The organism is Pseudomonas sp. S3_E10 (genome assembly GCF_054667615.1).
The window spans coordinates 3,862,549-3,874,558 of sequence record NZ_CP162743.1; the positions used below are offsets into that span (position 1 = coordinate 3,862,549).

Here is a 12,010-nt window from a genome sequence, read left to right on the forward strand (position 1 = left end):
GGAGCCCTTTTTTGTGTCCGGTGGTTTGTCGCTTGACCCGCTTGCAGCTTGCAGCTTAAAACTTGTAGCTCACCCGAAGGGGGCTCCCATGATCACCAGCAAGCTGCCGAATGTCGGCACGACTATTTTCACCACCATGTCACAACTCGCCGCCGAAACCGGCGCGCTCAACCTGTCCCAGGGGTTCCCCGACTTCAATGGCCCCCAGGGTTTGCTCGACGCCGTGGGCAAACACGTTGCCAGCGGCCATAATCAATATTCCCCGATGACCGGCCTGCCGGCGTTGCGCCAGCAGGTGGCGGCCAAGATCGCGCGCAGCTACGGCGCCACGGTCAATGCCGACACCGAAGTGACCATCACCCCCGGCGCCACCGCCGCGATTTTCTGTGCGATCCAGGCCGTGATTCGAAGCGGCGACGAAGTCATCGTGTTCGACCCCAGCTACGACAGCTACGAGCCTTCGGTGGAACTGGCCGGGGGCCGGTGCGTGCATGTGCAACTGAGCCTGCCGGGCTTTGCGCTGGACTTCGAGCAGATCCAGGCCGCGCTGTCGCCCCACACACGCATGATCATCCTCAACACGCCGCACAACCCCACAGGCGCGCTGATCAGCCGTGCCGAGCTGGACCAACTGGCCGACCTGATCCGCGACCGTGACATCTACCTGGTCAGCGACGAGGTCTACGAACACTTGGTATTCGATGGCGTGCCTCATGTCAGCGTGCTGGCTCACGAAGAGCTGTATCAGCGTGCTTTCGTGGTCAGTTCGTTTGGCAAGACCTACCACGTCACCGGTTGGAAAACCGGCTACGTCGTCGCGCCGCCCGCGCTCACCGCAGAACTGCGCAAGGTGCACCAGTACGTCAATTTCTGCGGCGTGACGCCATTGCAGTTCGCGCTGGCCGACTTCATGGCCGACCACCCGGAACATGTCGACGAACTACCGGCGTTCTACCAGGCCAAGCGCGACCTGTTCTGTGACCTGCTGGCGCCGTCGCGTTTCAGCTTTGCGCGGGTTACCGGTACCTACTTCCAGCTGGTGGATTACTCCCGGATTCGCCCCGACCTGGACGACGTGGCCATGTCGCTGTGGATGACCCGTGAGCACGGCGTGGCCACTATCCCAGTCTCGGTGTTCTACCAGAACCCACCCCAGGGCCAGCGCCTGGTGCGTCTGTGCTTCGCCAAACGCGAGGAGACGCTGCGACAAGCAGCTGAAAAACTATGCGTGATCTGAGTGCACTGCCGAATCTGAATATTGCTTTGATCCAGACCACATTGGCCTGGCACGACCGCCAAGCCAATCTTGATCACTTCGAGTTGCTGCTGGCACAGGCCAAAGGCGCCGATTTGATCGTGCTGCCGGAGATGTTCACGACCGGGTTTTCCATGGCGTCGGCCGCCCTGGCCGAGCCTGAAAACGGTCCGACCCATGTTTGGCTCCAAGCCCAGGCGGCAACGTACAACGCGGTGATCACTGGCAGCGTGATCATCCAGGCTGCCGACGGCAGTCACCGCAACCGCCTGCTGTGGGCACGGCCGGATGGCGAGGTGTTGCACTATGACAAGCGCCATCTGTTCCGTATGGCGGGTGAACACGATCACTACACCCCCGGCGAGCGCCAGGTGCAGGTCGAGTTGAAGGGCTGGCGCATTCGGCCGCTGATTTGCTATGACCTGCGCTTCCCGGTGTGGAGCCGCGATGCCCAGGATACGGACCTGCTGTTGTACACCGCCAACTGGCCGGGCGCGCGACGTCAGCACTGGAACCGTCTACTGCCGGCGCGGGCGATTGAAAACCTGTGCTATGTGGCGGCGGTGAATCGGGTGGGCACGGACGGCAAAGGCTTTGCCTATACCGGCGACAGCCAGGTGCTGGATTTCCAGGGCGAAACCTTGCTGAGTGCGGGGGAGGCGGACGGGGTGTTCCAGGTGATGCTGGATGCGGCCGAGTTGTCTGCTTATCGCAGCCGATTCCCGGCGAACCTGGATGCCGATAGCTTTCAGTTTGTCTGACAGACCGCTATCGGGGGCAAGCCCCTCCCACACCTTGATTTGTGAATATATTCAAAATGTGGGAGGGGGCTTGAACCCGATGAGGCGCTATCAGGCAACCCAAATCTGAAACTCAATAAAAAGGCCCCTGGATTCTCACCCAGGGGCCTTTTGCATTGCGACGATAGCTTACGCCGCCTTCGCTTCTTGCTGGCTCAACGAACGATTCAGTGCGCTGAACAGCGCCTTGAAGCTGGCGGTGGTGATGTTTTCGTCAATACCCACACCGTGCACCGGGCGTTCGCCATTCACGCGCAGCTCGATATAGGCCGCCGCCTTGGCGTTGGTGCCCGCACCGATCGCATGTTCGTTGTAGTCCATGATCTCCACGCCAATCGGCAAACCGGCCACCAGCGCTTCCAGGGCGCCGTTGCCTTTGCCTTTCCAATGCAGGTTGGTCTCGCCCTGGCCCTTGCCGGAAACTTCCACCTCGACAAAACTGTTGCCGTTCTCTTCCTGCAAGCGATGGCTGACCAGCGCGTACGGGGTGTTGGCTTGCAGGTACTCGCGTTGCAGCAAGGCGTAGATCTGCGGTGCAGTCATTTCCAGGCCCACGCGGTCGGTTTCGGCCTGTACCACCTGGCTGAACTCAATCTGCATGCGACGCGGCAAGCTGATGTCGTATTCCTGCTCCAGCAGGTAGGCGATACCGCCTTTACCCGACTGGCTGTTCACACGAATCACTGCTTCGTAGCTGCGACCGATGTCCGCCGGGTCGATCGGCAAGTACGGCACTTCCCACAGGGCATCGTCTTTCTGCTGGCTGAAACCTTTGCGGATGGCGTCCTGGTGGGAGCCGGAGAACGCGGTGTGCACCAGGTCGCCGACGTACGGGTGACGCGGGTGCACCTGGATCTGGTTGCACTCTTCAACCACTTTGCGCACGCCATCGATGTCGGAGAAATCCAGCTGCGGGTCGAGGCCCTGGGTGTACATGTTCAGTGCCACGGTCACCAGATCGACGTTGCCGGTGCGCTCGCCATTGCCGAACAGGCAGCCTTCGACACGGTCGGCGCCGGCCATCAGGCCCAGCTCGGTGGCGGCTACGCCGGTGCCACGGTCGTTGTGGGTGTGCAAGCTGATGATCACGCTGTCACGACGGTTGATATGGCGACCGAACCACTCGATCTGGTCGGCATAGATATTTGGCGTGGCGCATTCGACAGTGGCCGGCAGGTTGAGGATCATCTTGTGCTCAGGCGTCGGGTTCCACACCTCGATCACTGCATCACAGACTTCCTTGGCGAATTCCAGCTCAGTGGCGCTGAAGGTTTCCGGGGAATACTCGAACGTCCACTGGGTTTCCGGCTGCTGGGCGGCGTATTTGACGAACAGCTTGGCGGCGTTGACCGCGATGGCCTTGATGCCATCCTTGTCCTGGTTGAACACAATACGGCGGAACGACGGCGACGTGGCGTTGTACAAGTGCACGATGGCTTTTTTGGCGCCGCGCAGGGATTCGAACGTACGCGCGATCAAGTCTTCACGGCCCTGGGTCAGCACCTGGATGGTGGTGTCCTCGGGGATGTGGTTGTCTTCGATCAGGGTACGCACGAAGTCAAAGTCGGTTTGCGACGCAGCGGGGAACGAGGCTTCGATTTCCTTCACGCCGACGGCAACCAGGGTCTTCCAGAAGCGCAGCTTTTTCACCGCGTCCATCGGCTCGATCAGCGACTGGTTGCCATCACGCAGGTCGGAACTGCACCAGATCGGCGCGGTGGTGATGGTTTTGGATGGCCAGGTGCGGTCCGGGATGTCGATAGTCGGGAACGCACGGTACTTCGAAGACGGGTCTTTGAGCATGCTCATCGGGAAATCCTTTGTTGTAGGGCCGAGAAAAGGCGGCCTGCCGTAGAACTGTTGTTTGGGGATAAAGCTTGGGGACGAGGCAGATCGATTCAGCCTGGCAGTCGTGCGCTGACGAGGCACAGGCTGCGGTGCTGGCGAAGCTGAATGAGGGTGTGAGAGGTTTTCATAAGCTCAACCCTAACCGTCGGGGTGAAAGATGGCAAGCAGTCGCTAAAAATTGAGAGAAGTTCTTTTATATTCGTGAGAAACGGGATTTTATGGTTTGGAATTGCTTGGAGGCTAGATTAAATTGCGCGTCGGTTATCCAGCGCGCAATCGCTTCATTCAAGGTTGGAACGCCCCGATGAAAATCGCCGGGTCGACCCGCGCATCGTTCAGGCTCACATTCCAGTGCATATGGGGGCCGGTGGCGCGGCCAGTCGCGCCGACCTTGCCCACCACCGTACCGCGTACCAGTTGCTGGCCCACCTTCACGTCGATCTTGGACATATGGCAGAACATGCTGATAAAGCCCTGGCCGTGGTCGACGAATACGGTATTGCCGTTAAAGAAGTAGTTACCCACCAGGATCACCTTGCCGTTCGCCGGGGTCTTGATCGGTGTTCCCGCCGGCACCGCAAAATCCAGTCCCGAATGCGGGTTGCGTTCTTCGCCATTGAAGAACCGGCGCACACCGAACTTGCTCGACAGCGGCCCGTTCACCGGCTTATCCAGCACCAGATTGCTCGGCAGGTTGGGGCTGAAGCTGCGATAGGCCTTGATCTGCACCGCCAGTTCCGCCTCGATGCGCTTGAGTTGCGCGGGGGCCGGGTTGACCTGGCTTTTGTTCTTCAAGGTGATGCGCTGTTCCGGGTATTTCTTGTAGCCGACGATAAACGGCAGGCTGCGCCCGCCACTGCTGATGCGCTCGTTACCCGGCTTGACGCTCAACGGGATGCCGACAATCGCCAGCCAATTGTCCTGCTCCTTGACCACCAGCACCGGTTTGCCCTGATAGCTGGCCTTGGGCGCGCCGGCCGAAGGCCCGAGGTCGACCACTGCAACGCCCCCCGGCACCGGTTTGTTCAAGGTGCGACTGATGTAGCTATCGGCATGCGCGTTAAAGGCCAGGCACAGCAGCAGCAACAAACTTAAGAAACGTGGCATCAATCAATCCAATAACGAAAGGGTGACGGGTGTGAGGTGGTTGTCTTCCACCCGCACTTGCAATTGGCCTTCGCCGAGACGCGCGGTGAGGCGCTGGCCGGTGTGGGTTTGCGCCGCGTTGCGGATGGCCTGGCCCCGTTCATCCAGCAGGATGCTGTAGCCACGGCCCAGGGTTGCCAGCGGGCTGACCACCTGTAGCGTCTGCACCTGGCTTTGCAGTTGCAGGCGCCGTGCCTTGAGGCCTTCGCGCATGGCGCGGGGCAGGCGTTCGGCAAGGCTGTCCAGGCGCTGGCGCAGCAGGGCCAACTGGCGGCCAGGGTGCTGACCGGCAAGGCGGGTTTCCAGGCGGATCAAGCGTTCGCGGCGGGTATTGAGGCTGCGCTCGAATGCTCGGCGCAGGCGCATGTCCAGATCGTCCAAGCGCTGAGCCTGCTGGCGCAGGCGCTCGCCGGGGTGGCGCAGGCGACGCGCCATGCCTTCCAGGCGCAAGCGGTTGTGGGCCAGGCGATTGCGCATCAGCATCACCAGGCGGCGATGCAGGTTTTCCACCTGGCGCACGAGGTGACTGGCGTCCGGCGCCAGCAGTTCAGCGGCGGCAGACGGGGTGGGCGCGCGCACATCCGCCACGAAGTCGCTGATGGACACATCGGTTTCATGGCCCACGGCGCTGACGATCGGGGTGACGCAAGCATCCACCGCGCGCGCCACGGCCTCTTCGTTGAAGCACCAGAGGTCTTCCAGCGAGCCGCCGCCACGCGCCAGGATCAGCGCGTCAAAGCCACGCGCATCGGCGAGTTTCAGCGCACGCACAATCTGCGCGATTGCTTCGCGGCCTTGCACGGCCGTCGGGATCAGAGTCAGTTCAATGTTCGGCGCGCGGCGGCGGAACACACTGATGATGTCGCGTATCACCGCACCGGTAGGCGAGCTGATAATGCCGATGCGCCGAGGGTGGGCCGGCAGCGGCACCTTGCGCTCGGCACTGAACAGGCCTTCGGCGCTGAGCTTTTCCTTCAACGCATCGAAGGCCAGGCGCAGTGCGCCGTCACCGGCCGGCTCCACGGTGTCGAGGATCAGTTGGTAATCGCCACGGCCTTCGAACAGCGAGACCTTGCCGCGCACTTTCACCGCCAGGCCATCCTTCAGCGCCTGGCGCACCCGGGCGGCGTTATTGCGAAACAGGGCGCAACGCACCTGCGCACCGCTGTCCTTGAGGGTGAAGTACACGTGGCCGGAGGCCGGGCGGGCGAGGTTGGAGATCTCGCCTTCGACCCAGATATTGGTGAATACGTCTTCCAGCAACACCCGCGCACGGCCGTTGAGTTGACTGACAGTCAGGACTTCGCGGTCCAGGCCCAGGCGGGCAAAGGGGTCTTTAATCATGGGCGGCAGTTTATAGGCATTCGCGCAAGGTTTGGCAGAATTGCTCCACCAGCGGGCCCGGTGCCTGCTGGCAGGCCAGCGCCACGGTGCTCAGGCAGTCCGGGTCGGCCAGGGGTAAAAAACGCACATTGGCGGGGGCGATGTCCTGCATGGATTCTGGTAACAAGGCTATGCCGAAACCGGCCTGGATCAGTTGCAACTGGGTGGTCTTGCGCGACATGACGCGCGCCGCCTTGGGGAAAAATCCGGCACGCATGCACAGTTCAGCCGACAGATAGCTCAGGCCACCGCGCTGAGGGTGAGGGATCGAGATAAACGCCTCATCCTTGAGTTGCCCCAGTTCGATGGGCTTGTCGGTGTGTGATAACGGGTGATTCGACGGCACCGCCAGCAACACCTGTTCGCTATATAAAGGCAATATGCTCACCCCCTCGCGCTGGCGCAACACCGGCAAGCGCAGCAGGCCGATTTCCAGGCGGCCCTCGGCGATCTCTTCCAACTGGGCTTCGGAGGACAATTTGACGATATTCATCGACACCTCTGGGCAGCGTGCCAGCCAGGTACTGATGCCCTGCAACAAACGACCACTCATCGGCACGGTGCTCGAATGGCTGAGGCGCAGGGTGCCGAGCTGGCCATTGCCGACTTGGGTAGCCAGTTCGCTGGCCTTGAGCAACTCACTCAGCAGGTTGCGCGCCCGTGGGTAAAAGGCTTCGCCGGCGGCGGTCAGGCGCGGTTGGCGCGCGGTGCGCTCGAACAGCGGTGTTTGCAGCTGGGTTTCGAGGGCCTTGATTTGCCGGCTCAGGGCCGATTGCGCCACGAACAGGCGTTCGGCGGCCGTGCTGAAGCTGCCACTGTCGGCGATTTCGACGAAGTAGCGCAGTTGGCGGGTGGAGATCACGCGTCATGCCTTTTCGAGATGGGTAGAGGGCTTTGAAGATATTAGTCGCATCGCTCGTTGATGGCTAAAGTAAAGGCCGTCTCTTTCAAGGAATGACCCATGAGCCCGGTTGAACTGATGAGTCAGTGGTGGTTTGGTGGTACGGATTGGCTGGTAATCGGCCTGGGTGTGGTGGTGGCGTACATCGTGTTCGGTATCGCCGGCTTCGGTACGGCGCTGGTGGCCGGGCCTGTCTTGATTCTGTTCATGCCGCTGTCGAAGATCATCCCGTTGCTGGTATTGCTCGATTTTGTCGCAGCCTTTGGCGGCCTGCTGCAAACACGACGGGATGTGAACAAAGCGGAGCTGCTGCGCCTGTTGCCGTGCATGGCCATCGGTTGCACATTGGGCGTGGTGTTTTTGCTCAACCTGCATTCAGACCTGTTGCTGCTGTTGATGGGGCTGTTTATCACCGCCTATGCCCTTTACACCCTGGCGGTGAAAGCGCGGCCGACGCAATTGGCGGCGGCTTGGTCGATCCCCATGGGCACTGTCGGCGGGTTGTTTGGTGCGCTGTTCGGCAGTGGTGGCTTTTTATATGCGATCTACCTGAACAGCCGCCTGCCCAAGGATGCGGCGCGGGCGACGCAAAGCGCGCTGATCAGTTGCAGCACAGTGGTGCGCCTGAGCTTGTTCCTGATTGCTGGGGTGTACGCTGATTTGCCGCTATTGATGTTGGCGCTGTGCCTGCTGCCGGCGATGGCCGTGGGGTTGTGGTGCGGGCGCAGGTTGACGATGCGCATGTCCCGTGAAGCGTTTGTACGGTTGGTGACATGGCTGGTGCTGGCCAGCGGCATTGCGTTGATCGGGCGGTATTTGAGTACTTGACCTGTGTGGGGCAGGGATTAAGCTGCCTACCCCCGATGGCGTCAGCAGCCACACCGCAGGACTCCCATGAACTCCCAAAGTATCCTTGTTCCGAAAATCTCCACCTTGCCCGTCCATGAACCCCGCGCCCGGGCGATCGTGCGCTGGCTGGTGCGCAAGAACATCATCAAGGAAGAACTGACCACCTGCGGGCGCACCGGCAACCGCATGGCCTACGCCTTGGCTGACGGTGCCCGCGCCGTGGTGCTGTACCCCGAGGCGCTGCCGTTCAATGAACCGGTCAACGGCCTGGAGATCATCTATAAGCGTTGCATCTATACGCCGGCCAAGGGCTTTCTCGAAGAGGCCGGCTGCCCGGAGTGCCGCAAGGAAGTGGGTGAAGCGCTGTTCGAAAGCCTGGAAGACTGGATGCCCGGCCACACCGATAACTTCACCTGCCCGCTGTGTGGGCATGAAGATGACATCAACGGCTTCCTGTTCCTGCAGGAGTGCGGGTTTTCCAACCTGGGATTTATCTTCAACAACTGGGCGGAGGCCGGTTTCAAGCAGAGCTTTATCGACGAATTTGCCGATTGGCTGGACCAGAAGATCAGCTGGGTCAAAGTCGAGCTTTAATCCATCTATCAGTATTACCAAGTTTGTCAGAGTTTTACATTGAGCCCGACAGGGTGCATGTATATAATGGCGCGCTTCCATTTTCCCGCTCGGGAGCCCCCGCGATGCTGCGTATCAGCCAAGAAGCTCTGACATTCGACGACATTCTCCTAGTGCCCGGTTATTCCGAGGTGCTTCCTAACGAAGTCAGTCTCAAGACCCGCCTAACCCGTGGCATCGAGCTGAATATTCCCCTGGTTTCCGCTGCGATGGACACCGTTACCGAAGCCCGCCTGGCCATTGCCATGGCGCAGGAAGGCGGTATCGGGATCATCCACAAGAACATGACCATCGAGCAGCAAGCTGCCGAAGTGCGCAAGGTCAAGCGTTACGAAGCCGGTGTGGTGAAAGATCCGATCACCATCGAGGCCGACGCCACTGTGCGTGACCTGTTCGACCTGACCCGCCTGCACAACATCTCCGGTGTTCCCGTGCTGCACGATGGCGACCTGGTCGGCATCGTCACTTCCCGTGACGTGCGTTTCGAAAACCGTCTTGAAGTCACCGTCCGCGAAGTGATGACGCCCAAAGAGCGTCTGGTCACTGTCAAGGAAGGCGCCGACAAGAACGATGTGCGTGAACTGCTGCACAAGCACCGCATCGAGCGCGTGCTGATCGTCGACGACAAATTCGCCCTCAAAGGCATGATGACTGTCAACGACATCGAAAAAGCCAAGGCTTACCCGCTGGCCAGCAAGGATGACCAAGGTCGCCTGCGCGTGGGTGCTGCCGTCGGTACCGGTAAAGACACCGGTGACCGCGTTGCCGCGCTGGTTGCCGCCGGTGTGGACGTGGTAGTGGTCGACACTGCCCACGGCCATTCCAAAGGCGTGATCGACCGCGTGCGCTGGGTCAAGCAGAACTTCCCAGAGGTGCAGGTGATCGGCGGTAACATCGCCACCGGCGCTGCCGCCAAGGCCCTGGCCGAAGCCGGCGCCGATGCAGTCAAGGTCGGTATCGGCCCAGGCTCGATCTGCACCACGCGTATCGTCGCCGGTGTAGGCGTGCCGCAAATCAGCGCCATCGCCAACGTCGCCGCAGCCCTTGAGGGCACTGGCGTGCCATTGATCGCCGACGGCGGCATCCGTTTCTCCGGTGACCTGTCCAAGGCCATCGTGGCCGGTGCTTCCTGCGTGATGATGGGCTCGATGTTCGCCGGTACCGAAGAGGCGCCGGGCGAGATCGAACTGTTCCAGGGCCGTTCGTACAAGGCTTACCGTGGCATGGGTTCGCTGGGCGCCATGTCCCAGGCCCAAGGCTCGTCCGACCGTTACTTCCAGGACTCCTCGGCAGGCGCCGAGAAGCTCGTACCGGAAGGCATCGAGGGCCGTGTGCCGTACAAGGGCACCCTGAGCGCCATCATCCATCAACTGATGGGCGGCCTGCGTTCTTCGATGGGTTACACCGGCAGCGCCAACATCGAAGAAATGCGCACCAAGCCAGAGTTCGTACGGATCACCGGCGCCGGCATGGCTGAATCCCATGTCCACGACGTGCAGATCACCAAGGAAGCGCCAAACTACCGCGTAGGTTGAGGCTTCCAGCAAAATGTTAAGTAACCGGGGCTGTTCTTCAGCCCCGAGTTGTTTCTGATTCATTAGACGAGACTGACTTCATGGCCCTCGACATTCACGCCCACCGCATCCTGATCCTCGACTTCGGTTCCCAGTACACCCAGCTGATCGCTCGCCGCGTGCGTGAAATCGGTGTGTACTGCGAACTGCATCCGTTCGACATGGATGACGAAGCGATCCGCGAATTCGCACCTAAAGGCGTCATCCTCGCCGGTGGCCCCGAGTCCGTGCACGAAGCCAACAGCCCGCGTTGCCCGCAAGCCGTATTCGACCTGGGCGTACCGGTGTTCGGCATCTGCTACGGCATGCAGACCATGGCCGAGCAACTGGGCGGCAAGGTCGAAGGCTCCGAACTGCGTGAATTCGGTTATGCCCGTGTCGACGTGGTCGGCAAGAGCCGCCTGCTGGACGGCATCGAAGACCACATCGACGCCGACGGCCTGTTCGGCCTCGACGTGTGGATGAGCCACGGTGACAAGGTCACCAAAATGCCGGAAGACTTCCACATCCTGGCCAGCACCCCGAGCTGCCCGATCGCCGGCATGTTCAGCGACGAGCGTCGTTACTACGGCGTGCAGTTCCACCCGGAAGTGACCCATACCAAGCAAGGCGGCCGCATCCTGTCGCGTTTCATTCTCGACATTTGCGAGTGTGAAGCCCTGTGGACCCCGTCGAAGATCGCTGAAGACGCCATCGCCCAAGTACGCGCCCAGGTCGGCACCGACAACGTATTGCTCGGCCTGTCCGGCGGCGTTGACTCCTCCGTGGTTGCCGCGCTGCTGCACAAAGCCATCGGCGACCAACTGACCTGCGTATTCGTCGACAACGGCCTGTTGCGCCTGCACGAAGGTGAGCAAGTGATGGCCATGTTCGCCGAGAACATGGGCGTCAAGGTGATTCGCGCCAACGCCGAGGACCAGTTCCTCAACAACCTGGCTGGCGAGTCCGACCCGGAGAAGAAGCGCAAAATCATCGGCCGCACCTTCATCGACGTATTCGATGCCCAGTCCAACAAACTGGACAACATCAAATACCTCGCCCAGGGCACCATCTACCCTGACGTGATCGAGTCGGCCGGCGCCAAGAGCGGCAAGGCCCACGTGATCAAGTCCCACCACAACGTGGGCGGCCTGCCTGAGGAAATGAACCTCAAGCTGGTAGAACCGTTGCGCGAACTGTTCAAGGACGAAGTCCGCCGCCTTGGCCTGGAACTGGGCCTGCCGTATGACATGGTCTACCGCCACCCATTCCCGGGCCCTGGCCTGGGCGTGCGCATCCTGGGTGAAGTGAAGAAGGAATACGCCGACCTGCTGCGTCGCGCCGACCACATCTTCATCGAAGAACTGCGCAAGGCCGACTGGTACCACAAAGTCAGCCAGGCGTTCGTGGTGTTCCAGCCAGTGAAGTCCGTTGGCGTTGTAGGCGATGGTCGTCGTTACGCGTGGGTCGTGGCCCTGCGTGCGGTGGAAACCATCGACTTCATGACCGCGCGCTGGGCGCACCTGCCGTATGAACTGCTGGAGACGGTCAGCGGCCGGATCATCAATGAGATCGAAGGTATTTCGCGCGTGACGTATGACGTGTCGAGCAAGCCGCCGGCGACGATTGAGTGGGAATGATT

10 protein-coding genes are annotated in these 12,010 nt (G+C 61.0%); 6 read left to right on the forward strand and 4 right to left on the reverse strand.

Annotated elements, in window-relative coordinates:
- Nucleotides 1-88 precede the first annotated feature (88 nt).
- Entirely contained in the window at nt 89-1,237 is a 1,149-nt protein-coding gene (locus tag AB4N98_RS17640) for a pyridoxal phosphate-dependent aminotransferase (RefSeq protein ID WP_460148845.1), read from the forward strand.
- Complete coding sequence (locus tag AB4N98_RS17645) at nt 1,225-2,016, forward strand: amidohydrolase (protein ID WP_068936957.1); 792 nt, start codon at nt 1,225-1,227, stop codon at nt 2,014-2,016. Before AB4N98_RS17640 ends, AB4N98_RS17645 begins: the two co-directional genes overlap by 13 nt.
- A gap of 168 nt (nt 2,017-2,184) precedes the next feature.
- Here AB4N98_RS17645 and leuA read toward each other — a convergent pair whose 3' ends face one another.
- The 4 genes from leuA to AB4N98_RS17665 all read right to left on the reverse strand — a co-directional run bounded on the left by leuA (nt 2,185) and on the right by AB4N98_RS17665 (nt 7,294).
- Nucleotides 2,185-3,864 carry a 2-isopropylmalate synthase gene (gene leuA / locus AB4N98_RS17650; protein WP_017530007.1) on the reverse strand — a complete coding sequence of 560 codons (1,680 nt, stop codon included), beginning with the start codon at nt 3,862-3,864 and terminating at the stop codon, nt 2,185-2,187.
- Between the two features lie 324 nt (nt 3,865-4,188).
- Entirely contained in the window at nt 4,189-5,010 is an 822-nt protein-coding gene (locus tag AB4N98_RS17655) for a M23 family metallopeptidase (protein WP_017530006.1), read from the reverse strand.
- Nucleotides 5,011-5,013: 3 nt separating this feature from the next.
- The gene (gene xseA, locus AB4N98_RS17660) at nt 5,014-6,393 is read right to left on the reverse strand and encodes an exodeoxyribonuclease VII large subunit (protein ID WP_017530005.1); all 1,380 of its coding nucleotides are present in this window, start codon (nt 6,391-6,393) and stop codon (nt 5,014-5,016) included.
- A 10-nt stretch (nt 6,394-6,403) separates the two neighbouring features.
- Nucleotides 6,404-7,294 carry a LysR family transcriptional regulator gene (locus AB4N98_RS17665; RefSeq protein WP_116079267.1) on the reverse strand — a complete coding sequence of 297 codons (891 nt, stop codon included), beginning with the start codon at nt 7,292-7,294 and terminating at the stop codon, nt 6,404-6,406.
- 99 nt (nt 7,295-7,393) lie between these two features.
- On the opposite strand from AB4N98_RS17665, the gene AB4N98_RS17670 reads away from it, so the two are divergent.
- The 4 genes from AB4N98_RS17670 (at nt 7,394) to guaA (ending at nt 12,008) form a co-directional block, all read left to right on the forward strand.
- Entirely contained in the window at nt 7,394-8,161 is a 768-nt protein-coding gene (locus tag AB4N98_RS17670) for a sulfite exporter TauE/SafE family protein (RefSeq protein ID WP_460148846.1), read from the forward strand.
- 66 nt (nt 8,162-8,227) lie between these two features.
- Entirely contained in the window at nt 8,228-8,776 is a 549-nt protein-coding gene (locus AB4N98_RS17675; RefSeq protein WP_017530002.1) for a hypothetical protein, read from the forward strand.
- A gap of 104 nt (nt 8,777-8,880) precedes the next feature.
- The gene (gene guaB / locus AB4N98_RS17680; RefSeq protein ID WP_017530001.1) at nt 8,881-10,350 is read left to right on the forward strand and encodes an IMP dehydrogenase; all 1,470 of its coding nucleotides are present in this window, start codon (nt 8,881-8,883) and stop codon (nt 10,348-10,350) included.
- Nucleotides 10,351-10,430: 80 nt separating this feature from the next.
- Nucleotides 10,431-12,008: a glutamine-hydrolyzing GMP synthase gene (guaA, locus tag AB4N98_RS17685; protein WP_015885725.1), complete on the forward strand. Its 1,578-nt coding sequence runs from the start codon at nt 10,431-10,433 to the stop codon at nt 12,006-12,008.
- Nucleotides 12,009-12,010: the final 2 nt, after the last annotated feature.

Coding starts and splice junctions, on each gene's coding strand:
- AB4N98_RS17640 (WP_460148845.1), top strand. CDS start 89: ATGATCACCAGCAAGCTGCCGAATGTCGGCACGACTATTTTCACCACC.
- AB4N98_RS17645 (WP_068936957.1), top strand. CDS start 1,225: ATGCGTGATCTGAGTGCACTGCCGAATCTGAATATTGCTTTGATCCAG.
- leuA (WP_017530007.1), bottom strand. CDS start 3,864: ATGAGCATGCTCAAAGACCCGTCTTCGAAGTACCGTGCGTTCCCGACT.
- AB4N98_RS17655 (WP_017530006.1), bottom strand. CDS start 5,010: ATGCCACGTTTCTTAAGTTTGTTGCTGCTGCTGTGCCTGGCCTTTAAC.
- xseA (WP_017530005.1), bottom strand. CDS start 6,393: ATGATTAAAGACCCCTTTGCCCGCCTGGGCCTGGACCGCGAAGTCCTG.
- AB4N98_RS17670 (WP_460148846.1), top strand. CDS start 7,394: ATGAGCCCGGTTGAACTGATGAGTCAGTGGTGGTTTGGTGGTACGGAT.
- AB4N98_RS17675 (WP_017530002.1), top strand. CDS start 8,228: ATGAACTCCCAAAGTATCCTTGTTCCGAAAATCTCCACCTTGCCCGTC.
- guaB (WP_017530001.1), top strand. CDS start 8,881: ATGCTGCGTATCAGCCAAGAAGCTCTGACATTCGACGACATTCTCCTA.
- guaA (WP_015885725.1), top strand. CDS start 10,431: ATGGCCCTCGACATTCACGCCCACCGCATCCTGATCCTCGACTTCGGT.